Raw genomic sequence first — 22,193 nt, 5'->3', positions numbered from 1 at the left:
AATGAAGGAGGAGAAGGTCTTTTGTTAATCGAGGTGGTATCGGCCGGACCGGGTTGTTCCATTTGCCAAAAGGCGTTAAGTCTCGTGAAGCAAGTGGCGGCGGAATTTTCGCAAATCGAGATTCGGGAGCTGCATGTGGTCGAGCAGTTCGAACGTCTCCAGGAACTGAACATTTTCAGCGCCGGAGCGATTCTCATTAATGGCAAAACGGAATTTGGCTCTTTACCCAAATTGTCCGAGCTTCGCGAACGTGTGTATGCATGGTTGGATTACGAAGAAGATCACTAGATAAAAGGAGAAACGAATGGAAGACTTATATCATTTTACGATTACGGGCGGAGTCTCCGTCTCGACCTACATCCTTGTGTTTCTCGTCGGCATCGTGAGTGCGGTGTTGGCCTGCTACTTGCCTGTGCTTGCAATGTTTGCGGGTTATGTCCAGCGAGGAGCGGTCGGCGATAAAAGAAAAGCCGTGCTGATCGCGATCAACTTTATTCTGGGCATGGTTGTCACTTCGCTGTTGACCGGTTTGATCATTGCGCTTCTCGGCCAACAGTTTCTGCCCTTTGTCGAGAAATATCGGTTACTGACCTGGGTTCCGCCTCTTTTTGACATCTTGGCCGGATTGCAGCTGCTTGGCGTCATTTCATTCGCCATGCCGACTTTTCAAAAGTCGTTGAACCGGCCGGAAAGTCCGAAAGGCGCCGTGGCCGCTTTCAAACTGGGGATTCCTTACGGACTCGTCATTTCTCCCTGTGCGATCCCGATCTTTTTCGCGCTGATCAGCTATATTGCCCTTCAAGGAAGTCCGCTTCACGGCGCGCTGCTCATGACGGCCTATTCGCTGGGGAAAGGCGTGATTCTCGCGGCTGTTGCAGTCTTCTCCATTTCGATCCTGCGCAAATTGGCAAAATGGGGCGGTCCCGTTAAAAAAGTCGCCGGCTATCTCTCCATCGTGCTTGGCATTCTTTTCCTCGCGATTGGATTTATGAAATAATAGGTTGATCACATTAGGAGGGGAATCATCCATGTCCTTAAATCAAACGCTCGAAGAAATGAAGCAGCAGTTTATCGCCCATTCGCCTATCGAGATTCAGGCGGCGATGTTCCGTTCGATCCGGGAGCAGCAGGAGTCGGGCGTGCAGTATGGTCTGCAGGAAGGGCAGAAGGCGAAGGATTTTACGCTAAAAAACGCGATGGGCACCCCGATTCACTTATACGACGAACTGGCCAAAGGACCGGTCGTGCTCACCTTTTACCGGGGCGGCTGGTGTCCGTACTGCAACGCGCAGCTTCGCGCGTATCAGAAGGTGCTCCCGGATATTAACGCGCTGGGCGCCAGGCTCATCGCCGTCAGCCCGCAGAGCCCGGACAACACGCTGTCTCATCAGGAGAAGGAAGAGCTGCAGTTCGAGGTGCTCAGCGATACGAACGGTTTGGTGGCCGCCTTTTACAATATTTTATACGACGTGCCGCCGTACCTTCAGGAGCTCATGACGAACCAGTTCAAGCTGGATCTGGCCGAGTACAATGCGACTGACCGATGGATCCTCCCCATTCCGTCCACGTTCATGATCGACGAGTCAGGCGTGATCCGTTCCGCGTACGTCAACCCTGATTTTATGAAGCGTCTGGCGCCGGAGGATATTCTGGATGAGCTAAGGAAGCTATGAGCGGTCGTCGATAGGACTCAAGAAGACTAAAATTGGCGAGCCGAGGTTGAAGAGCGTCCTTGATTGGGCGTTCTTTTTATTTAATCCAAAGAGAAGCGAGGAAACGCAAAGTCGATATACGTATCCTGTTCCATCCGCCGAACATCGACGCCAAACGCTTCGAGTCCGAGCATGATGCCGCCGATGACGGGGTCGAACTTCGGCGGGAGGATGGCGACTTGCGGGTAACTCTCTTGCACGCGCCGGCCGAACGACCGGAAGAGCAGCGGGCTTGACTTCCATACGCCGCCCGATACCGTGAGCGGCAAGTCATGCGCGTCGGTCTTCCCGATTAAGTGAACCATTTGATCGGCGAGTTGTCCGGCGGCGTCGTTCAGGATTCGGACGGCGACCTCGTCGCCCGATGCGGCGCACTGCCCGACGAGCGGGCAGAGAGAGGCGACGAGCTTGCGCTGCTCGTTCAGCTTCGTCGCATAGAGCTTGATCATGACGTCCAGCAGACGGGGAAGATGCCAGAGGCGCAGAATTTGCTCCAATAACATCGTGGACGGTCCGCGTCCATCGGTCATGCGCGCACAAGCAGCCAACGCCTGTTGGCCGATGTGCGTCCCCGAGCCTTCGTCTCCGATCATCGCCCCCCAACCGCCGACAGCCGCAAAACCGCCCTGATTGCGCACGCCGGCAAACGATCCGGTGCCCGCCAGCGCGAGGCTCCCGCGTCGCTCTTGTATGGCGCCGAACAGGGAAAACGTAAATTCGTCCGAGATATGAAGGGCCGTATTCCCGCCGACAAGCGTGTCCAGCGCTTGTTCGATGATCTCGATCCGAAGAACGGGCATGGCGGTATAAATCGCCGAGAGGTCGGCAGCTGCGATTCCCGCGGACGCTAGTGCCTCGGCTACGCCCGAGCGAATGGCGGACTGGATCTCATCGACGGTATCGAACTGAGAGTTCGTCGAGCCCGCGATAGCCCGGCCCACCAGCTTCCCTCGTTCGTCGGCGATCAGGCAGCTAAGCTTGGTGCCGCCCCCATCCAACGATGCGACATATCTCATCCGACATCCTCCGCCTACGTCAGGTTAGCGACCCGAATCTCGATTCCTTTCTGCTGAAAAAGGCTGCTGAACGGCTCTTTCAGGGCTTGATCCGTGACGACGTGCTGAACCTTGTCGAAGCTGCTGATACTGAAGACGACGTTCTCGTTATTGAACTTGCTGTGATCCGCGAGCACGACAACCTTGTCCGCGGACGCGATCATTTTGTCGCGAATCGCCGCTTCCTGCACGATATTGTCCCGCAGCCCTTCCGGCAAAATGCCTTTCGGCGCGATGAAGGCTTTGCTCACCCTGAGCTTCGACACCATCTCTTCGGCGAAGGGGCCGACGAACGATTGGGTGTACGGGTTCAAGGTGCCGGAAATGCCGATGACCGTTCCGTTCCGGTATTCCTTCAGCTTGTCGAAAATCGGGATCGAATTCGTAATGACCGTCACGTTGCTCATCTTGGCAATCGCGTCGGCCAGCAGGATGGTCGTCGAACTGGAATCGAGAAAGACGCTGTCGCCTTCTTCGATCAAAGCGGATGCTTCATGCGCGATCGCCGCTTTGATATCGCTCAATAGTTGAGAGGTCGTAGAAAGCGGCTGCACGTCTTCCCTGAGGATGGACGCGCCTCCGTAGTTTTTCGTAATCTTGCCTTGCTGCTCCAGCAGCTTGAGGTCGGACCGGATGGTGACGTCGGATACCTGGAAGATCCCGCTTAACTCGGCGACCGAGATGAATTGACGATCCTGGGCCAGCTTATAGATCTCGTCTCTTCTTTGCGAAGCGAACATCGTCGATCTCTCCTTGCGCTATTCTTTATACGGATGGATTTATGATGATTTTATATCAATAGCTTACGATCTACAATGGAAAACGAAATAAATATAAAAATTGACAGTCTAAAAGCAGGTAAATATAATAAAATCGTTAATAAACGAAAGAAAGTGAAAGTCTTCAGCTATTTCGAACTGTTATTCTATTATGGGGAGGCGTATGGTTATCCTTGTACAACCGTTCGATCTCAAGCAAGTTTACTTTCAGAAGATTAACGAGTTAATTCAACGGGTGGAGCAAACGCAAAGCCAGGCGATCGATCAGGCTTCGGCCATCATCGCTGCGGCGATCGAGCATGGAAAAGGCCTTCACGTATTCGACACCGGCCACATGCTGGACAGCGAATTGATCGATAGAGCGGGAGGGCTGTACAGCTTCAAGCGGCTCTCCATGAAGTTTGAGATCGACAACGAAGTTCGCAAGCGCCCCCAGGACGGGGAGAAGGATCGCAGTCTTGAAGGTCTGATGAAGTATGCGTTGAAGTCGAGCAACGTCCAGCCCGGCGACGTTCTTGTCATCGGCAGCGTATCGGGCAAAACCGTATTTCCCGTCGACCTCGCGTTCGAAGCCGGGAAGCTGGGCGTCACGGTCATCGCCCTCACGAGCCTGTCTTACTCGAAGCTCTTGAAGAGCGACCATTCCAGCGGTAAAAGGCTGTTCGAGCTGGCCGACCTGGTGATCGACAACTGTGCGCCTGCGCTGGATGCCATGATCGAGGTGCCGGACATGGACGCGCCGATCTGCCCGGCTTCGGGCATCTCGTCGGCCGTCATCATGTGGGCGATCGAAGCCAGGACGGTTCAAATCCTCCTGGAGCGGGGGATTAAGCCGACCGTGCTCAAGTCGATTAATAACCCCGGCAGCGACAAGTTTAACGAAACGCAGATGCAGCGCTATCAAGAGACGGGACATTGAGATGGACCCGATCTCGGCATATTGCGATAGCATCACCGAGGCGGTGCGGCGGATCCAAAGCGAGCAGCGCGATGCGATGACCGCCGTCGCGGCGCTGCTCGCGGATAAGGTGGAGGGCGGACGTTCGATTTACATAACGGGCTGCAGCCATTCCAGCATATTCGCCCAGGAAGTGTACTATCGGGCCGGAGGCTTTCTGCTCATGAATCCGATCCTGCTGCCGGGCATGACGCTGGACGTTCGGCCGGTCACGCTCACGAGCCGATATGAACGAATATCGGGCATCGCCGAAGCGGTATTGTCCGGATCGCCGATCGAAGCGGGGGACGTACTGATCATCGCTTCGGTGTCCGGACGCAACGACGTTCCCGTCGAGATGGCCTTGTGGGCGCGGGACAAAGGAATATCCGTCATTGCATTGACTTCGATGGCTTACTCCCAAGCCGTAACGAGCCGGCATGCCAGCGGACTTCGCCTGTTCGAGATCGCGGACTTCATTTTGGATCTGATGTGCCCGGAAGGCGACGCGGCATTGGATATCGCGGGACTGCCGGTCAAGACGGGAGCCATCTCCACGGTTACCGGCATTACGATGATGCATGCGGTCATCTCGGAAACGCTCCGGCTCCTGGTCGAACGCGGCATGACGCCGCCGGTGTTCATGTCGGGCAATCGGGACGGCGGGGACGCCTATAACCGAGCGCTGCTGGAGCAGTACCGAACGCAAATCCACTATATGTAGCCAGGGGGATCGGGACATGAGCAAGGCTTCATTTGTTGGCGCGCAATCTTTTCCGGTCGGTATGTGGGTGCCGCCTCCGTCATCCGAGATTTCGATCGAGCGATACAAGGAAATACGCGACGGCGGATTTACTTTCGTGATCGGATTCAGGGAAATCGAGGATGGCGAGGAGGCGGTGCTCAAGGCGCTCGATTGCGCCGAGGCGAACGGCCTCATGTACCTGGTCAGCGATCCGCGCGTGAAAAACCTGGCGTTGGACGAGTTATCGGAAATGGGTCCGCTCGTCGCTCCTTATGCCGCGCATCCCGCCTATTTGGGGCATTTGTTCTACGACGAGCCGGGCACCGAAGAGTTCGAACGATTGGCCGCGCTTGCCGATCGCTACTACTCGCATGTGCCAGACGGTCTGGCTTACGTTAATTTGCTGCCGACATACGCGAAGCCTCCGATGTGGGGAACGGACACGTACGCGGACTATTTGGAGCAATTCCTCAGCACGTTTAAGCCGAAGGTGTTGTCGTACGATCATTATCCTTTGCTTATGAATAAGAACAAGCCGGACTACTTTGCGAACTTATGGTCGATTAGCGAAGCTTGCCGCCAGCACGGCGTGCCGTTTTGGCTTTTCATTCAGACGTTGTCGTTCAACGGCAAGTACAGGGAACCGAATGAAGCAGAGCTTCGTTGGCAGGTCAATCTGAGTCTTGCCTTCGGAGCGGTGGGGATCCAATACTTCACCTATTGGTCGCCCGAGGATTGGAATAACGAGACCTTCGGAGAAGCGCTCATCCGCAAGGACGGATCCAGAACCGAACAGTACGAAAGGGTAAAGCGAATAAATAACGAGCTTGCCGTCGTGGGTCCGGTGCTGCAGTCTTTGCGGCCGGAAGGCATTCTCGTATGCGGAAAGGTACCGGACGGCGTCGAACGCGTCTTGCCGTCCTTCGGCCCGGTGACCGCCCTGGAAGGAGACCCGGTCGTCGCGGGTTGTTTCTCCGCCGACGGGCAGCCCGATTCGTTATTCGTGGTCAACCTCAGTCACGATGATCAAGCCGTATCCGTCATTGTCTTGGATCATGCGCCGTCCTTGTCGATCCGTCTGGAGCCTGGCGCGGGCAAGCTGATTCGGTTACGGGAGACCAACTGATCGTAGGAATGTCGTGTAGGAATGTATGCAGGTCATGAGAGCGTCCCGGATGGGGGCGCTCTTATCATTTTTGACGGAAGATGGAGTGGAGGAAGGCGCACCATGTTGCTTGTTAGAAACGAAGCCTATACTATATAGATCAAGGTGCGTATCCACTTGCGCAACATCACAATGGACGGGATGGGTTCGATTGAGCATAGATGAAGCGAAGAATGAATTGCCTCCGAATTATGAAGAATTAAAGGTATCCGCGAATCGAACGTCCAGCTGGAGAGAACGTTTGAACGCCGTGGAGGAGCTAGGACGGTGGAACACGCCAAAAACCATCGATGTGCTCAAGCACAGGTTGAATAACGACACGGTCTACCAAGTTCAAGAGGCCGCGTATCATAAGCTCAAGCAATTGGGCGAAGACGTTCAGTTGCCATCGAGGAAAACAGGCGACTTAATAAAAGGCGTTACCAAAATCCTGGTACGAATTAAGAAAAGCTTGCCGGCAGGTCATTCCTTCGAAGAATTTAAAGAGAAGCTAAAAAAGATGCGACTCGACGTCTACGATGCTTATGAAGGCGAAAGAGGCGCTGACTTCGATAAGTGGCTTGAAACCGTTTGGGCTTCGTTGTAATTAATTAGGGTTCCCTCAAACTCAGGTTTGGGGGGATTTTTTATTTCTCGTCTAAAGCGCCTCTCTCTTATGGAAAACGTATAGCACACTTATATTTTATATATTATTCGTTTAATGATCTTCATGTTAGCATGGGTGTAAGAACGGCAAAGGAGGCCAAGCGTTGGCGCGTCTCTTGCTGATTGCAATGGTTGTCTTAATGGCTGGGTGTCAATCCCATTCTGAGGAGAAGAAGGTGAAAGGAATGAACGAGCAATTGATCGCTTCGGCAGAAAAAGGAGAGGTTGAACGCGTGCTGAAGCTGCTTCAAGACGGAGCTGACATTAATGCAACGGATAGAAGCGGAAGAACGGCCGTCATGGCAGCAACCTATAACAATAAAGCAGATATGGTAAAGATTCTTATTCAAAAAGGCGCTGACATCAACATTCGCGACAACCAATTCAATAATGTTCTCTTGTATGCCGGGGCGGAGGGGTTTCTAGATATCGTCAAACTCGCGATCGACGCTGGTGCCGATACAAGGCTGACGAACCGGTTCGGGGGAATCGCGCTGATTCCCGCTTCGGAACGCGGACATGTTGAGGTCGTCGAAGAACTGCTTAGCCGTTCAGACATCGACGTAAACCATATCAATAACCTGCACTGGACTGCATTGTTGGAAGCGGTCATTTTAGGCAACGGCGGAGACAAGCATCAAAAAATCGTACGGCTGTTGGTCGACCATGGAGCCGACGTGAATATTGGCGATGGAGAGGGAATCACCCCCTTGAGGCATGCGCGGCAAAGAGGCTATCAAGAAATTGCCGACATTTTAATCAAAGCAGGGGCGTGACCCCTTTAAATGACAAACGGCTGCGGCAAAGGAGGAGGATGAAGTGGCAGATCCTGCTTACTGGTTAACGAATGTGCGGCTGGAAACCGGCTATCGGTATGAGAACGGTACCGTGACCGGGAGGAGAACTTTTATCATAGTGGTCGGAGGGACGCTTGGATTGCCCAAGCGTCTTTTTTTGTCCCGTAATAGTATCCTCCAGGTAACTCCCTCACGCGAAAGTGCCTACTTACGAAAATGAAACGCTGACTCTACAATAGGCTAGAGCTGAACAAGACAACATTTTGAAGGAGAGATCATTCCATGGAACTTCAATTGGCGCTGGATCTTGTAGATATTCCCGGAGCGAAGCAAGTCGTTGCGGAAGTGGCGGATCATATAGATATCGTGGAGATCGGCACGCCGGTCGTTATCAACGAAGGACTGAGAGCGGTCAAGGAAATCAAGGAAGCATTTCCGTCGCTGCGCGTACTGGCCGACTTGAAAATCATGGACGCCGGCGGCTATGAGGTCATGAAGGCATCCGAAGCGGGCGCGGATATCATCACCGTGCTGGGCGTATCGGACGATTCGACGATTCGCGGCGCCGTCGAGGAAGCCCGCAAGCAAAACAAAAAAATCATGGTGGACATGATCAACGTGAAGGACATTGAAGGCAGAGCCCAAGAGATCGACGCGCTTGGCGTGGATTACATCTGCGTTCACTCCGGGTACGACCACCAGGCTGAAGGCAAAAACTCCTTCGAGGAGCTTGCGGCGATCAAGCGCGTCGTCAAGCAAGCTAAAACGGCCATCGCCGGCGGCATCAAGCTGGACACCCTGCCGGAAGTGATCAAGGCCCAGCCGGACCTGGTCATTGTCGGCGGAGGCATCACCAGCCAGAATGACAAGAAGGCCACTGCGGCCGAAATGAAAAAACTGGTCAGTTTGGCCTAAACGCATGGAAGCGATCCAATACGTCGCCGAGATCGTCAAGGAGCTCCAGCAGTCCGCTGAACAGATCGCCGATGCGGAAGCCGAGAAGCTGGCGAACCTCATTTTGCAATCGAAAAAGGTTTTCATTGCCGGCGCAGGAAGATCGGGTCTGATGGGACGGGCATTTGCCATGCGCCTGATGCATACCGGGGCCAACGCTTATGTCGTCGGGGAGACGATCACGCCTGGCATCGACGAAGGCGATGTCTTGATCATCGGGACGGGCTCGGGGGAGACCAAAAGCTTGATCCCGATGGCCCAAAAAGCGAAAAGTCTCGGCGCATCCGTAGCGGCCGTCACGATCGCGCCCGAGTCGACGATCGCAAGCCTGGCGGACGCGGTGGTCAAGCTGCCGGGATCGCCCAAGGATCAAGCGAGCGGCAGCTATACGACGATTCAGCCGATGGCTTCGCTGTTCGAACAGACGCTGTTGATCTTTTACGACGCCGTCATTCTCCGGATGATGGAAAAGCAGGGACAGGACAACCGCCGGATGTACGGCAGGCATGCCAACCTGGAATAGCGGACTCTGCTCCGCGCAATGAAGTGACAGTCCTCGCATTCGCGGCGAGGGCTGTTCTTTAGTTTCCAAAAGGGGAGTATAAGCTTTTACTTCTTATATGGCCTCATTGTATACTGTCCAGAGGAGGGATAACGATGGCGACGGAGATCAAGGATCGAATCGACTTGACGACGATCAACTGCGAGAAGGAATTGACGCTGGCGGTGATCGGCGGCAAATGGAAGTTAATTATTTTGTGGCATCTGGGACTGGAAGGCACGAAACGGTTCAGCGAGCTGAAAAAGCTGATTCCCCATATCACGCAGAAAATGCTGACCAATCAGCTGCGCGAACTGGAAGAGGATCAGCTGGTTTTCCGCAAAGTGTATCCGGTCGTCCCGCCACGGGTCGAATATACGTTGACGGCGTATGGAGAAAGTCTCATCCCTGTCTTGAAGATGATGTACGATTGGGGCAAAAATTACGGCGAACAGGTCATCTGGAAAGACGGCCGGACAGGCCCGGAGACCGCTGCAGCCGACGTTTAATGATCGTACTCATCATAAAATTAAATAGGTCTGTACGCATTCCGCATTCCCTCAAACGATTCGTTTGAGGGGATTTTTGTTTTGCGCGATCTAGGGCTTCGAGGTTAAAGGTTTAAGGTTGATTTAAGCCTCGTCCCGCATGATTGAAGTAAGACATGAAGCGATGACGCCGTCTTATCCATAAATGCTCGCAACCGAGCTTCGAGGAGTGTTGAAAAATGAAATCAAAAAAAGCGAAGACCCTAAGCGCAGTAACGATGGCCGTACTGCTGAGCGCAACCATTGCGGGATGTTCCCAGGCGCAAAGCGGCAACGGGAATGCCGCAGCCACTACGCCGGCAGCAAGCACGCAGGCGGCAAGCACGCAATCGACGAGCACGCAGTCCGATTCGACGTCGACGACAAGCACGACAGCAGCATCCGGCGGAACGTCGGCAGCCGCAACGACCAAGCTGGACGCATCGGCCCTGTTCAGCGATCGGGATCTGGAGCAAACGGCGGATCTGACGGGGGCTGCGCAAGTGAAGCTGCAAAGCGGCAAAGACGTAACGATCGATGCCGAAGGCGTCTACGTCCTGAGCGGCGAGGCGACCGATGCGACCGTGATCGTCGAGGCGCCCGACGATGCCAAGGTACAGCTCGTCCTGGATGGCGTCACCATCACCAATGAAGACGCGCCTGCCATCTATGTGAAGGCGGCGGATAAAGTATTCGTGACCTCTGCCGAAGGCACGAATCATATGGAGGTCACCGGAACTTATGCGGCGGATGGGGAAACGAATCTGGATGCCGTCATTTTTTCCCGATCGGATCTAACGCTGAATGGGACCGGTACCTTGGATATCGTATCGAAGGAAGGGAACGGCATCTCGTCCAAGGACGATCTGAAGGTGACCGGCGGCGTCTATAACGTCCAATCGGCTGCGGATGCGCTGGAGGCCAACGATTCGATCTTGATCAACGATGGCACCGTGACGATCGATGCGGGCAAGGATGCCCTGCACAGCGAAAATGCCGATGATGCCACGCTCGGATATATCTATATAAAAGGCGGCACCCTCAATATCACCGCAGCCGACGACGGGATCCAAGGCACCAGCCTGGTTCAAATCGACGGCGGCACGATCGGCATTACGAAGAGCGAAGAAGGCATCGAAGCCAATTATATCCTGATCTACGACGGCCAGATCACGCTGTATGCGAACGACGACGGCATCAATGCGGCGCAAAAGGTCGACGGCGACGTGGCGATCGAAGTCAACGGCGGCACGCTGGACGTGACCGTGGGCAGCGGCGATACGGACGCGTTCGATTCCAACGGCGATCTGTATGTCAACGGCGGTACGATCAAGGTGACGGCACCGACTTCATCGTTCGACGCGGACGGCACGGCACAGTTAAACGGCGGAGACGTCACGGTCAACGGCGAGAAAATCACGGAGATGCCGCAATCGCGCATGGGAGGCGGCGGTAGAGGCGGTATGCGCCGGTAAGATAAAAGTCACCGAACGAAGAGAGGCGAACAGCCTCTCTTTTTTAGCTATAATTTTTGAGGATGTCCGCTACATACTGACGAAAATCCTCCACATAGGAAGGAGGCGCTATGACTCGAAGTTCCGTCCCGAAGCTCGCTAAGTGCCGGAAGCCGAATTGATTTTGAGGGATAGGGACCGTGGCCGACAGCCACTCGGCACTGTGGGGCTCGATGCTCTTGCGACCGTATCTTTCGATGAAATGATCCTTGATCGCAGGCGAGATCAGCGCCTTCACTTGAACGAGCCGCGGCGAATAATCTTCGGCGAATCCCCGGTCCGCCGGGTGATCTCTTGGCACGAACGTATGCTTGTCCACCGTCAGATTGTCGGTTCTGGACAGCTTGAACGTTCGATACTCCAAGCGCGTCAAGCAGTATCCGATCAGATACCAGCTCATCTCGCTAAAGTGAAGCTGATAGGGCTCGACCGTCCGTTTGGTCGGCATGCCGTTTTTATCGATGTAGTCGAAGGTCAACTGCCTGTTATGCAAGATCGCCTCTTGACATGACTTCAAGATCTCGGCAATCTCGCCGCGGCCGTTCCAATCGTAGAAGGACAATTGAATGGCGCTTTTCAAGGGTGCGGCGTGTAACATGGCTTCTATTTTTTTAATCGTGACCTCGACTTCCCGGCTCAAATAGATCTGTTCCAAGCCGCCTAGGGCAGCTAATATGTTTTCCAGGTCGCCGCTGTTCAAAAGGCGCTTATCGATCTTATATTCGTTCATAATGCCGTAGCCGCCATTCGCCCCATGAATCGAATAGATCGGTATGTTCGACAAGCCGAGCGTCTCCATATCGCGAAGAATGGTTCGTTTAAAGACATTGAATAGCCGCGAAAACTCCGTCGTTGCGACGATTTCCTTTTGCAGCAGGATCATCACGATCGCGATTAACCGCTCGATTTTCTCCATCTTTTTCTCCCATTCGCTTAGAAAGATGACAATATGCTGTCACCTATCATAGCGTATGCTGCAGATATAACAAAGAGGAGGTTTTATTCATGGCGGTCATTGCGTACTTGAATTTTGACGGGAATGCGGCGGAAGCGATCGATTTTTATGCGAAGGCGTTCGACGCGGACGAGGTCAAGCAAGTAAAGTTCGGGGATCTCCCGCAGGACCCCAATTATCCTTTGCCGGAAGACGAATTAAACATGGTCATGGAGTCGTCGATCGCGTTTGCAGGCGGGAAAATCATGATATCGGACCTGTTGTCCGCGATGAAGCAAGGAGCCGGCGAGCCGGTTATAGGCAACAATGTGCTCATCAGCATCGCCAATGAAAGCAAACCGACGTTGGAACGTTACTTCGAGCGTCTATCGGCGGGCGGCCACGTGATCATGCCGCTATCCGATACGCCGTGGTCTTCTTGCTTCGGGATGCTGGTCGATCCGTTCGGCATCGTCTGGAAGTTCAATAGCGACGCCGATGAATTTCTGGATCGCGTGCGCTCGATGAATGGAAATTAAAAATCTGCTGGCCGCAACGACCAAAGAAGACTTAAGAGCCTGGCTCCGCGAAAACGGCGGGACCGAAAAAGAATGCTGGGCGATCGTCAGCATGAAGCCGGCTGCGGGTACTTTGCTCTATCTGGACGTCGTCGAGCAGGCCTTATGCTTTGGGTGGATCGACGGCACGAGAAAGAAAATCTCCGAGACGGCGCTCGCGCAGAGACTATCCCCTAGGAGCCGAAAAAGCGCATGGACCGAACTGAATAAAGCGCGGGTTCGCCGTCTTGAGAGACTGGGGCTGATGACGGAGGAGGGCAGGCGCGTTCTTCCGGATATGCGTCCGGACTCGTTCAGGATAGATCCGCTCATCGAGCAACGGCTAAGAGAGGATGAGACGGCGTACGAGAATTTCTCCAAGTTCCCGGTTTTGTACCGAACCGTCCGAATCGACACCATTCAAAGCTATAAAAAGGATGTCGATTTATTCAACAAGAGACTAGAGAAGTTTATTCAATGCACCAGGCAAAACAAGTTGTACGGTCAGTGGCACGACGGCGGGCGGCTGTTATAGAGCTCGAGTGGTACGGCCTCAAATGGGGACCGTTCGTCAACTGGTACCCTGTTTGGCGCCAAGAGACGCTGTGCAGCGTCTCCTCGCCACGCCTGGCGCCGAATTCCCGCCAAGAGACGCTTTGGAGCGTCTCTTCGCCACGCCTGGCGCCGAATTCCCGCCAAGAGACGCTTTGGAGCGTCTCTTCGCCACGCTTGACGCCGGATTCCCGCCAAGAGACGCTGTGGAGCGTCTCTTGCCACGCTTGGCGCCGAAATCTCGCTTTTAATTTAGGCAGTCTCGACCTTTACCTTTCAAAGGGATTTTGCTAACGAAAAGAGGTTCGATAATCGCTAGAGCAGGTCAGCCGGAAAATCCGGCTGGTCTTTTTGCCGTTTATACGACGGAATTTAGCGATCCAAGCAGGAAATCGGAGATTGATGTCGAATTCGTGTTGGTCGAGAAGCCGGATGAGTCATCTTCCTATTTTTTTAATATGAAAGGGGCGGACTTATTGCGTTATGCGATCGGAAGCGCGGTAATCAGCGCATGTCTGCTGCTCGGTACGACCGGACCGTCTATTGCACAGGCGGCTTCCTCCCAGTCGAAGAGCGGCGCCGCGGTGAAAACGGCTGACGTGAAGGCGAGCAAAACGTATGCCCAGAGCACCGTCGACCGTCTGAACGTACGGACGTCGCCGAAGCTGACTGCGTCGGTCATCCAGATGATCGGCAAAAGCGGCAGCTACGAGGTGCTGGACAAGCAGGGCGAGTGGCTGAAAATTCAACTGTCGGACAAGCAGACGGGCTGGGTATTCGCCGATTATATCAAGCAGACGACCGGAGGAACGACCGGAAACGTCATCCCGGCGGTCGTCAAGACGAGTAACGAGCCTGCGGTCGTGAAGATCACGGACGTGACGAATTTGCGCAAAGGTCCGAGCACCGAGGACGAGATCGTCGGCAAGGCGCAGCCGGGAGAGACGTACCCCATTCTCGCTAAGGTAGGGGACTGGTATCGAATCTCTCGCGGTACGAAGGGGACAGCCTACGTGGCTGCATGGGTCGTATCGACGGGCGGCACAGGCACTTCCGGAACGAAGACGGTGACGGCGACGAGCGGCCGGCAGGTTTATATTTACCATACGCACAACCGGGAATCTTGGAAGAACGTCGCGACGCAGACCAAAGGCTCGTCCATCGACGACCCTAAGGTCAACATCACGTTGGTGGGCGATCGACTGGGAACCGCGCTGCAGAAGAGAGGCGTCTCGGCCTTCACGGCGGATGACGATATTACGGAGCGTCTTGCGGAAAAGAACCTGAGCTTTTCGCAGTCGTATACCGAATCCCGCAAGATCGTGCAGACGGCGATGAAGGAGAATGCGTCGCTCGGCTATTTCTTCGATATTCACCGGGACGGCGACGTGCCGCGCAAGCAGACGACGGTGACGGTGGGCGGCAAGACATATGCCCGGATCCTGTTCGTCATCGGCATGGGGAATGGCGACTACAAGGCCAACCAGCGGTTCGCGGAAGCGCTGCATGAACGGCTTGAAAAGAAGTATCCCGGCCTGTCGCGGGGCGTGCTGATGAAGGACAAGGCGCATGGAGACGGCGAATACAACCAATCGCTGTCGCCTAACAGCATGCTGCTCGAGTTCGGCGGCGCCAACAACACCTTGCAGGAGGCGCTGAATACGGCCGATGCGTTTGCCGATATATTCGCCGCTTATGTCGGGGCGATGAGGCTGAGCTGATCGATAGACGGTTTGTTAACGAAAGCGAGCCATGAAGAACCTCATTGGGAGGTTTTTCATGGCTATTTTTTGTTGAGCGTCGGCGAGTATGTGCGTAGAAACGCAAGATCGTTGCAAAAGCGCTAGCCGATTAAATGCGCAAACGCAACTTTGTTCCAAAATTTACCGTCTAAGCTATACGGACCACAACGCCATATCATATCAAATCATACGATGTCATGATGTAGCACAGGAAAGGATAACTATGTTGAATCAGCAATCGGAGAAAAACCTGAGCAAATTGATGACCAAGATTTTGCGGCACAGTCCCGAGATGTTTGGCGTGGCGCTCGATCCGGAAGACGGTTCATGTCCGCTGAATTCCTTGATAGAAGCCATTCAAGCTCAGCCAAGCTGGTCGTGGGTGACGCGGGAAGATCTCGAGCAAGTCGTGCGTAATTCCGATAAACAGCGATTTATCATCGAACAGGAACGTATACGGGCTAGATACGGACACAGTCATGATAAAGTTCAATATACGCCTGGCGATCCGCCGGAGATTCTGTATCACGGCACGAATACGAAGGCGCTCCCCTCCATTCTCGCAGAGGGGTTAAGCCCTATGAGCCGTCAGTATGTCCATCTCTCGGAAGGCACTCACTTTGCGACGATCGCAGGAAGCCGAAGGGGAGAGCTTGTTATTCTACGCGTGAACACGGCCGTCGCGCGGGAGCTGGGCATTTCATTTTATTATGCAGGCAACGAGGTGTGGCTAGCTGACCGGGTACCGCCATCGTGCTGCTCAGTATGGGACGCACTGGAGGGGAGAAGAGATGAATAATTCCGATCCAATCATCGATATTGGCGTAAATCTGATGCACCGTTCGTTTAACCAGGACCGGGAGACGGTCGTGGAAAAGGCAACCTCCGCCGGCGTGGCGCCGCTCGTTATTACCGGGACCAGCCTTAGGAGCAGCCAAGAAGCTGCGCGCTACGCCCGACAATATCCGGGTAAGCTGTATGCGACGGCGGGCGTGCATCCCCATGATGCGAAGAGCTGCAGCCAAGAAACGATTCAAAAACTGAAGTCGTTGGCCACTCAGCCGGAAGTCGTCGCGATCGGAGAATGCGGGCTGGATTACAATCGGGATTTCTCGCCGCGGGACGTGCAGCGCAGATGGTTCGGCGAACAGATCAAACTGGCGATGGAGTTGGACATGCCGCTATTTTTGCACGAGCGGGAGGCGCATCAGGATTTCGTATCGATGCTGAAGGAGCATGGAGCGCCTAAAGCAGTCGTTCATTGCTTTACGGGGACGTACGCAGAGCTTAAAGCATACCTCGATATGGGCTTCCATATCGGCATTACGGGCTGGATCTGCGACGAGCGAAGGGGCAAGCCGCTGCGCGATCTCGTTCGGAACATTCCGCTCGATCGACTCATGGTGGAGACGGACGCCCCTTTCCTGACGCCTCGGGATCTGAAGGAGAAGCCGGCGGAGGGCAGGAATGAGCCTGCGTTCCTACAGCACATTTTGCAAGCCGTAGCCAAATGCATCGGCAGGCCGGCCGAGGAAGTGGCGAAGGCGACGACGGAGACGGCGCGGGCGTTTTTTGGTTTGCAATAAAGCGCCGGTCTTCCCTTAATTCCCCAGTAAGCTAGCCACATTCATCAAACTATTAATGACATACTTCGGGCGAACATCCGCATCGATCGGTTGACCCTGTCGATTGTAGTAGCAAAAATCGATGCCGGCATTGATCGCGCCATGGTAGTCGTCCCGCAACGAATCGCCAACGAACAAAGCCTCGCTACGGTCTATGCTTAATTGCTTAAGCGCTTCGTCGAATATTTTCTTATCGGGCTTCCAGTAGCCGACTTCATCCGAGATAATCAGGGCGTCGAAAAAGTGATTCATCCCGCCCGCGGCGAGCCTGCTTCTTTGGGCTTCGCCGATGCCGTTGGAGATGATGGCCAGCTTGTGCCTGCCATGCAAGTATGTCAGGGTCTCCATGGCATGCTCCTCGAAGTCGCAAGCGAGACAAAAGGTTTTCCAGTATAACGCAGAGAGAATGCTCGCTTCCGAATGATCTAATGCAAGTCCTTCGAGCGTATCCCGGAACGAATATTCTAATACTTGATGAATCGTATAGTTGGATATGAGGCGCTCATTCCAATAACGGAAGTTGATGTCGCTGAAAAGCGCCCAAAAAGCGTCCCACGAAAATGCTTCTTTATGGATGAGTCCGTGCTTTTCTACTGTGTTTTGCATGGATTTGAGTTCGCTCATCGAGTAGTTTAACAGCGTATTGTCGAGATCAAAGAGAATCGCTTTGTAGCTCACGTGCTACCTCCCGGAAGGCGATGCTAAGATTTTTAGATACATAGTATGATTATACATATGAACCGTTCGTTAGGAGGGGACCGTTTGAGAATTATTTATGCGACTGAATCGGACTACGACTACATCAAGAAGCATGATCGTCATTTGTTAGAAAGCTTAATTGCGCAAAAAATCAGTCAAAAAGAAATATATATTTTTACAACCGACGACCACGTCGTTATAGGCTGGATGCGTTACGGCTATTTTTGGGATAACACGCCGTTTATGAATATGATATGGATCGACGAACCCTATCGCAGTAAGGGATTAGGGAGGAAGGCCGTGCGATTCTGGGAAGAGGACATGAAGCAAAAAGGCTTTAAAGTCGTGATGACATCCACCTTGTCTAACGAAGAGGCGCAGCATTTCTATAGAAATTCCGGATATCGGGATGCGGGATGCCTGCTGCTAGAGCAGGAGCCTTTAGAGATTTTATTTTCGAAAATCTTGTAAAATAACCGAATCGCAAGCGGGGGAAGCGCTGTACTTACAAGCGATGTTCAACGGTTAGATGGTTCGTTCCGAGTAAGCCATGCTGTTAATAAGGTAGACGAGATAGCCGAAAAAACGGATAACGGTGCTGAAGGTAAGGTCTGCGAAGCCGAAATAACCGGAAAATGCTGCGTATGCTTCTTCGACTTCGTCCGAGTCTGCTTTTTTTATCCGCCAAAAGATGGATGTCCGGTCAACCCGGCAGTGTTTATAATAGGGAGAGAAATATGTAAATTTATGGCGAATGAAGTCGACTTGGAAGTTGATCGACGGCGCGAGAGGAGAAAGACGAATTGGTGAAGCAACGCAGAAAGAGCAGCCTGGGAGACATCTTTAAATGCCTGATGGCCTTCATGATTTTAGTTGGAGCAGCGGAGGGACTTGGCTCCGGCACTGCGTCGGCGGCCAAGGCGCCGATCGGATTCGTCGCCGGGAGCTACGGCGTAGGACAAGCGACAGATGTCGCTCAGAATGTGACGGCTATGGCGATGAACCACGATTATATTTACCTGTCTGATCTCTTCTATCATGTCATCCGGCGTATCGACCGGTCGACGCAGCAGGAGGTCGTCTACGCGGGGAATGGAGTAGACGGCTATTCTGGCGACGGAGGCCCGGCTAAGGAAGCACGGGTTGGCATTGCGTACGGACTCGCGCTGAACGCAAGCGGGGATCTGTACATCTCCGAAATTGAAAATAATCGGGTGCGAAAGATTGATGCCGCGACGGGGATCATCACCACGGTGGTCGGCACCGGCGCCGCAGGATTTGACGGCGACGGCGGGCCAGCCGGGGACGCCGAATTGAACAAACCGAAGGGACTGGCGTTCGACGCCTCAGGTAATCTGTACATCGCCGATAGTCAGAATCTCAGGGTCCGGAAGGTGGACACCGCCGGGGATATCAGTACATATGCGGGCGTCGGGAACATCGCAGTCGCGTTAGACAACGCGCCGGCTACCGATATTATCCTACAGTATCCCTCCGATGTGGCGGTAGACGCTAGCGGCAATGTGTACATTGCGACTGTATCCGACCACAAGGTATGGAAGGTTAAGAGAATCGGCTCCGTTGACATGATGAGTACATTCGCAGGAGACAGCTCGTCTGGATACGCGGGCGACGGGGGAGACGCCAAGTTCGCCAAACTTTACCGACCGCTCGGCGTCGCGACGGATTCCGACGGCAACGTTTACATCGCCGACTCGACTAACAAGCGAATTCGCAAGGTAGATATAACCGGAAATATCACCACTTTCGCCGGGGGAGGGGTCTCGGTTCCGGGGGATGGCGGGGCAGCAACCGATGCCGGCTTCGACACGCCGATAGATATTCAGACTAGCGCCGGGGACGTCTATTTCACGGCAACCGACAACCGGCTCAGAATGGTGGATAACTCAGGCATCCTCTCCACCGTCGCGGGCAATGGCACGACGTCGTATTCGGGCGACGGGCGATTGGCGTCGACCGCGCAGCTCGGCAACGTGTACGCCATGGCGATGGATACCTCCGGCAATCTATTCTACGCCGATACCGAAAACAATCGGATTCGAAGGATCGACGCCGCGGGTATCGTCACGACCATCGCAGGCACGGATGTCGCGGGATTCTTCGGAGACGGTGGACCGGCTGCTGCCGCTCAGTTGACGTCTCCGACCGGCATTGCGCTGGATGCGGCCGGCAACCTGTATATTGCGGACAGCGGGAATCAACGCATCCGCAAGATCGATGCGAACGGCGTTATCTCCACGATAGCGGGGAACGGGACTCAAGGCTATTCGGGTGACGGTGGACCCGCGACCGCAGCCGCGATGAATGCTCCTATCGGGGTTGCGCTCGATCCCCAAGGGAATCTATTCGTGTCGGAGCTGACCAACCATGTCATTCGAAAAATCGGCACGGACGGAATCGTCAGTACCGTGGCGGGAGACGGAACGGCGGGGTTCGCTGGTGACGGCGGCTCTGCGGCCGCTGCCCGATTGAAATCGCCTGTCGGCGTGGCGGCGGATGCGGCCGGCAATGTATACTTCGCGGATTTAGGCAATCTCCGCATCAGAAAGATCGATACGAACGGCAATATCCGTACGATCGGCGGCACCGGACTCTCCGGCGATGCCAGCCCCGGCGGCGCTGCCGTAGACGCAGATCTTGGCGGCCCGACGGGCATCGCCGTGAACGCCATAGGCGACGTTTACTTCACGGATTCGACGGACCATCGCATTCGCAAGATTACGCCGGATGGCATTCTGATCAACGTGGCGGGCGACGGAACCGCTGGCAATTCCGGCGACGGCGGCATGTCGGACCTCGCAAAATTAAGCATGCCTTACGCCGTTGCTTTGGGCACAGATCGTCTTTACCTGTCCACTTACGTCTCTCCACCAGCCGCGCCGGGCGGTCGGCTGCGATACGTCGAGCTCGAATCGGCCGCCGCCCCGGCCATCACTCAGGACCCTGCGGACACCGGCGCGAACGTCGGCGACGGCGTCACGCTGAGCGCCAAGGCCACGATTAGCGATGCGGGTACGCTCGGCTACCAGTGGTACAGCAATGGGACGGACAGCAATAGCGGCGGAACGCCGATCGCGGGCGCGACGGGCGATACGTATACGCCGCCGACCGGTGCCGTCGGGACGAAGTACTATTACGCCGTGGCAGTGAACACGAACAACGATTTGACCGGCGCGAGCAAAGCATACGCGGCGAGCCAAGCGGCTGCGGTAACGGTGTCTGCGGGCGGTCCCGCCCCTTCCACGCCGACCCCGACCCCGCCTGGCATCTGCTGCGTGCAGGTGATCGTGAACGGCAAGGCGGAGCAGGATTGCGCAAGCCGGCAGACCGTAAAGGACGGGCGCACAGTAGTGGTCGCAAAGGTAAATGAGCAGCGTCTCGCGCAGCGCATCGCCGATGCGGGGGATCGCCCCATCGTCGTGATTTCGATATGCGGCGATCCGGACGCGGCCATCGCGGATCTCAGCGCCGGGATGGCGAAGACGCTGGAGGAGAAGAACGCCACGCTGACGCTTCGCACGCCTAAGGCGTTCTACACGCTTTCCGTGCCGGAGATCGGCACCGCTTCATTGACGGCTTCGCTAGGCGCCGCTTCGACGTCAGAAGGCACCCGCGTGCAGATCGAGATCGCCAAAGCGACGGCGGAGCAGGCGGATCTAGCCCGGCGAGCGGCGTCGGGCGAAGAATTTACGATCCTCGCGTCTCCGTTCAGCTATGCCGTGCGCGCCGTGTTCGGCGACAAGCAGGCAGCGGCACCCGGCTACGACCATTACGTGCAGCAAGGCCTCGCGCTCCCGGATTCGATCGATCCGGCACAGGTGACGACATCCTTGGTCTTGGCATCCGACGGGACCGCCAGGCACGTCCCGACCAAGCTCGAATCGATCGACGGCGTCACTTACGTCGTTGCCCGCAGTCTGGCGGACGGCACGAATGCCGTCGTTCGTCATCCTCGTACGTTCGCCGATCTGGCCGGATATTGGGCGCTGCCGGAGGGCAACGACATGGGATCGAGGATGATCGTCTTCGGAGACGAGAAGGGCCTGTTTCAACCGAAGCGGGACATTACGCGCGCGGAGTTCGCCGCGATGATCGCCCGGGGATTGGGACTTCGTCCGGTGACGGGGGATTCGCAGTTCCGGGACGTCGGCGCGGCGGACTGGTTCGCGGGCGAAGTGAACGCGGCAGCCGGCCGCGGACTGATCGTCGGTTACGAAGACGGCACGTTCCGGCCTCAGGCGAAGATCACGAGGGAAGAAGCCATCGCGATCGTCGGCAGAGCGATCGAACTCACCGGCCTGGAGGCCGCGAAGACGCCCGCAGAGGGCGAAGCGCTGCTCTCGGGATATCGCGATGCGACCAAAGTATCGTCTTGGGCGCACGACCGGATGATCGACAGTCTGCGCGCCGGACTGGTCAACGGGAGAAGCGCGTCGTTGCTCGCGCCGCAGTCGCCCGTGACCAGATCCGAGGTCGCGGCGCTGATTCGCCGGCTGCTGCGGAACTCGGAACTCATCTCCTAAATAAGCGTTAGATCAGGCCAACCAGGGATCTCTGGTTGGCCTTTTTCTACGTCGCAAAAGTCAAAAAAATGCTTCCCGAATGTCAAACGGCTCCCCTATGATTTCGAATTGGACCGCTAGATAATAGTGAAAAGCCCTTGAGGCGGAGACATCGGGAAAGGAGGCTCCG

At 55.1% G+C, this 22,193-nt stretch carries 23 protein-coding genes; 19 read left to right on the top strand and 4 right to left on the bottom strand.

The features are described from left to right. Nucleotides 1–21 precede the first annotated feature (21 nt). Genes BM235_RS01900 through BM235_RS01890 form a run of 3 tightly spaced genes read left to right on the top strand, consistent with a single transcriptional unit; the run spans nt 22 to nt 1,673 of the window. Nucleotides 22–288: a thioredoxin family protein gene (locus tag BM235_RS01900; RefSeq protein ID WP_090108840.1), complete on the top strand. Its 267-nt coding sequence runs from the start codon at nt 22–24 to the stop codon at nt 286–288. A 16-nt stretch (nt 289–304) separates the two neighbouring features. Continuing rightward, the gene (locus tag BM235_RS01895) at nt 305–997 is read left to right on the top strand and encodes a cytochrome c biogenesis CcdA family protein (protein ID WP_090108839.1); all 693 of its coding nucleotides are present in this window, start codon (nt 305–307) and stop codon (nt 995–997) included. A gap of 31 nt (nt 998–1,028) precedes the next feature. Then, nucleotides 1,029–1,673 (top strand): peroxiredoxin-like family protein, encoded by a 645-nt coding sequence (locus tag BM235_RS01890; protein ID WP_090108838.1) that lies wholly within the window; start codon nt 1,029–1,031, stop codon nt 1,671–1,673. 80 nt (nt 1,674–1,753) lie between these two features. On the opposite strand, the gene BM235_RS01885 is transcribed toward BM235_RS01890, so the two are convergent. Beyond that, nucleotides 1,754–2,728 carry an N-acetylglucosamine kinase gene (locus tag BM235_RS01885; protein ID WP_090108837.1) on the bottom strand — a complete coding sequence of 325 codons (975 nt, stop codon included), beginning with the start codon at nt 2,726–2,728 and terminating at the stop codon, nt 1,754–1,756. Between the two features lie 14 nt (nt 2,729–2,742). Next, a complete protein-coding gene (locus BM235_RS01880; RefSeq protein ID WP_090108836.1) occupies nt 2,743–3,507 on the bottom strand; it encodes a DeoR/GlpR family DNA-binding transcription regulator in 765 nt (254 codons plus the stop codon). Nucleotides 3,508–3,709: 202 nt separating this feature from the next. Between BM235_RS01880 and BM235_RS01875 the strand changes: the two genes are divergently transcribed. From BM235_RS01875 to BM235_RS01835, 9 genes are all read left to right on the top strand, one after another. After that, nucleotides 3,710–4,465: a sugar isomerase domain-containing protein gene (locus BM235_RS01875; RefSeq protein ID WP_177244172.1), complete on the top strand. Its 756-nt coding sequence runs from the start codon at nt 3,710–3,712 to the stop codon at nt 4,463–4,465. Between the two features lies 1 nt (nt 4,466). Continuing rightward, on the top strand, nt 4,467–5,207 hold the full coding sequence (locus BM235_RS01870; RefSeq protein ID WP_090108834.1) for a sugar isomerase domain-containing protein: 741 nt from the start codon (nt 4,467–4,469) through the stop codon (nt 5,205–5,207). A 16-nt stretch (nt 5,208–5,223) separates the two neighbouring features. Beyond that, nucleotides 5,224–6,354 (top strand): beta-galactosidase, encoded by a 1,131-nt coding sequence (locus BM235_RS01865; RefSeq protein WP_090108833.1) that lies wholly within the window; start codon nt 5,224–5,226, stop codon nt 6,352–6,354. Nucleotides 6,355–6,544: 190 nt separating this feature from the next. Further along, a complete protein-coding gene (locus BM235_RS01860; protein ID WP_090108832.1) occupies nt 6,545–6,979 on the top strand; it encodes a HEAT repeat domain-containing protein in 435 nt (144 codons plus the stop codon). A gap of 163 nt (nt 6,980–7,142) precedes the next feature. After that, entirely contained in the window at nt 7,143–7,814 is a 672-nt protein-coding gene (locus tag BM235_RS01855) for an ankyrin repeat domain-containing protein (RefSeq protein ID WP_369803449.1), read from the top strand. A gap of 303 nt (nt 7,815–8,117) precedes the next feature. Beyond that, the gene (gene hxlA / locus BM235_RS01850; RefSeq protein WP_090108831.1) at nt 8,118–8,750 is read left to right on the top strand and encodes a 3-hexulose-6-phosphate synthase; all 633 of its coding nucleotides are present in this window, start codon (nt 8,118–8,120) and stop codon (nt 8,748–8,750) included. Nucleotides 8,751–8,754: 4 nt separating this feature from the next. Beyond that, complete coding sequence (gene hxlB, locus BM235_RS01845; protein WP_090108830.1) at nt 8,755–9,312, top strand: 6-phospho-3-hexuloisomerase; 558 nt, start codon at nt 8,755–8,757, stop codon at nt 9,310–9,312. Nucleotides 9,313–9,446: 134 nt separating this feature from the next. Further along, a complete protein-coding gene (locus BM235_RS01840) occupies nt 9,447–9,839 on the top strand; it encodes a winged helix-turn-helix transcriptional regulator (protein WP_090108829.1) in 393 nt (130 codons plus the stop codon). 218 nt (nt 9,840–10,057) lie between these two features. Further along, nucleotides 10,058–11,332, top strand: a complete 1,275-nt coding sequence (locus BM235_RS01835; protein ID WP_090108828.1) for a carbohydrate-binding domain-containing protein — start codon at nt 10,058–10,060, stop codon at nt 11,330–11,332. 43 nt (nt 11,333–11,375) lie between these two features. Here BM235_RS01835 and BM235_RS01830 read toward each other — a convergent pair whose 3' ends face one another. After that, nucleotides 11,376–12,287, bottom strand: coding sequence for a helix-turn-helix transcriptional regulator (locus BM235_RS01830; RefSeq protein ID WP_090108827.1), 912 nt, complete (start codon nt 12,285–12,287; stop codon nt 11,376–11,378). Between the two features lie 89 nt (nt 12,288–12,376). On the opposite strand from BM235_RS01830, the gene BM235_RS01825 reads away from it, so the two are divergent. The 5 genes from BM235_RS01825 to BM235_RS01805 all read left to right on the top strand — a co-directional run bounded on the left by BM235_RS01825 (nt 12,377) and on the right by BM235_RS01805 (nt 16,742). Further along, on the top strand, nt 12,377–12,844 hold the full coding sequence (locus BM235_RS01825; protein ID WP_090108826.1) for a VOC family protein: 468 nt from the start codon (nt 12,377–12,379) through the stop codon (nt 12,842–12,844). Beyond that, the gene (locus BM235_RS01820; protein WP_090108825.1) at nt 12,834–13,397 is read left to right on the top strand and encodes a YdeI/OmpD-associated family protein; all 564 of its coding nucleotides are present in this window, start codon (nt 12,834–12,836) and stop codon (nt 13,395–13,397) included. Before BM235_RS01825 ends, BM235_RS01820 begins: the two co-directional genes overlap by 11 nt. A 493-nt stretch (nt 13,398–13,890) precedes the next feature. Then, nucleotides 13,891–15,135: a stage II sporulation protein P gene (gene spoIIP / locus BM235_RS01815; RefSeq protein ID WP_158543654.1), complete on the top strand. Its 1,245-nt coding sequence runs from the start codon at nt 13,891–13,893 to the stop codon at nt 15,133–15,135. A 244-nt stretch (nt 15,136–15,379) separates the two neighbouring features. Continuing rightward, a complete protein-coding gene (locus BM235_RS01810; RefSeq protein ID WP_090108823.1) occupies nt 15,380–15,955 on the top strand; it encodes an RNA 2'-phosphotransferase in 576 nt (191 codons plus the stop codon). After that, entirely contained in the window at nt 15,948–16,742 is a 795-nt protein-coding gene (locus BM235_RS01805) for a TatD family hydrolase (RefSeq protein WP_090108822.1), read from the top strand. The genes BM235_RS01810 and BM235_RS01805 overlap by 8 nt, the downstream gene beginning before the upstream one ends. A 15-nt stretch (nt 16,743–16,757) precedes the next feature. Here the strand turns inward: BM235_RS01805 and BM235_RS01800 are convergent, their stop codons facing one another. Continuing rightward, complete coding sequence (locus tag BM235_RS01800) at nt 16,758–17,459, bottom strand: HAD family hydrolase (protein ID WP_090108821.1); 702 nt, start codon at nt 17,457–17,459, stop codon at nt 16,758–16,760. Between the two features lie 84 nt (nt 17,460–17,543). Between BM235_RS01800 and BM235_RS01795 the strand changes: the two genes are divergently transcribed. Both BM235_RS01795 and BM235_RS01790 read left to right on the top strand, forming a co-directional pair. Continuing rightward, nucleotides 17,544–17,951, top strand: coding sequence for a GNAT family N-acetyltransferase (locus BM235_RS01795; RefSeq protein WP_090108820.1), 408 nt, complete (start codon nt 17,544–17,546; stop codon nt 17,949–17,951). 335 nt (nt 17,952–18,286) lie between these two features. Further along, nucleotides 18,287–22,024, top strand: coding sequence for an NHL domain-containing protein (locus BM235_RS01790; protein WP_143106614.1), 3,738 nt, complete (start codon nt 18,287–18,289; stop codon nt 22,022–22,024). Nucleotides 22,025–22,193: the final 169 nt, after the last annotated feature.

The sequence above is a fragment of the Cohnella sp. OV330 genome, assembly GCF_900112065.1.
In the GTDB taxonomy this organism is placed as follows: domain Bacteria; phylum Bacillota; class Bacilli; order Paenibacillales; family Paenibacillaceae; genus Cohnella.
The sequence above is the reverse complement of the archived record's forward strand: the minus strand, read 5'-3'. Positions and strand labels throughout refer to the sequence as shown.

Bases quoted from the DNA above. Each gene is read 5' to 3' on its own strand.
- hxlB (WP_090108830.1), top strand. From the start codon at position 8,755: ATGGAAGCGATCCAATACGTCGCCGAGATCGTCAAGGAGCTCCAGCAG.
- BM235_RS01840 (WP_090108829.1), top strand. From the start codon at position 9,447: ATGGCGACGGAGATCAAGGATCGAATCGACTTGACGACGATCAACTGC.
- BM235_RS01890 (WP_090108838.1), top strand. From the start codon at position 1,029: ATGTCCTTAAATCAAACGCTCGAAGAAATGAAGCAGCAGTTTATCGCC.
- BM235_RS01820 (WP_090108825.1), top strand. From the start codon at position 12,834: ATGGAAATTAAAAATCTGCTGGCCGCAACGACCAAAGAAGACTTAAGA.
- BM235_RS01875 (WP_177244172.1), top strand. From the start codon at position 3,710: ATGGTTATCCTTGTACAACCGTTCGATCTCAAGCAAGTTTACTTTCAG.
- BM235_RS01870 (WP_090108834.1), top strand. From the start codon at position 4,467: ATGGACCCGATCTCGGCATATTGCGATAGCATCACCGAGGCGGTGCGG.
- BM235_RS01830 (WP_090108827.1), bottom strand. From the start codon at position 12,287: ATGGAGAAAATCGAGCGGTTAATCGCGATCGTGATGATCCTGCTGCAA.
- BM235_RS01880 (WP_090108836.1), bottom strand. From the start codon at position 3,507: ATGTTCGCTTCGCAAAGAAGAGACGAGATCTATAAGCTGGCCCAGGAT.
- BM235_RS01835 (WP_090108828.1), top strand. From the start codon at position 10,058: ATGAAATCAAAAAAAGCGAAGACCCTAAGCGCAGTAACGATGGCCGTA.
- BM235_RS01895 (WP_090108839.1), top strand. From the start codon at position 305: ATGGAAGACTTATATCATTTTACGATTACGGGCGGAGTCTCCGTCTCG.
- BM235_RS01865 (WP_090108833.1), top strand. From the start codon at position 5,224: ATGAGCAAGGCTTCATTTGTTGGCGCGCAATCTTTTCCGGTCGGTATG.
- hxlA (WP_090108831.1), top strand. From the start codon at position 8,118: ATGGAACTTCAATTGGCGCTGGATCTTGTAGATATTCCCGGAGCGAAG.
- BM235_RS01810 (WP_090108823.1), top strand. From the start codon at position 15,380: ATGTTGAATCAGCAATCGGAGAAAAACCTGAGCAAATTGATGACCAAG.
- BM235_RS01825 (WP_090108826.1), top strand. From the start codon at position 12,377: ATGGCGGTCATTGCGTACTTGAATTTTGACGGGAATGCGGCGGAAGCG.
- BM235_RS01805 (WP_090108822.1), top strand. From the start codon at position 15,948: ATGAATAATTCCGATCCAATCATCGATATTGGCGTAAATCTGATGCAC.
- BM235_RS01885 (WP_090108837.1), bottom strand. From the start codon at position 2,728: ATGAGATATGTCGCATCGTTGGATGGGGGCGGCACCAAGCTTAGCTGC.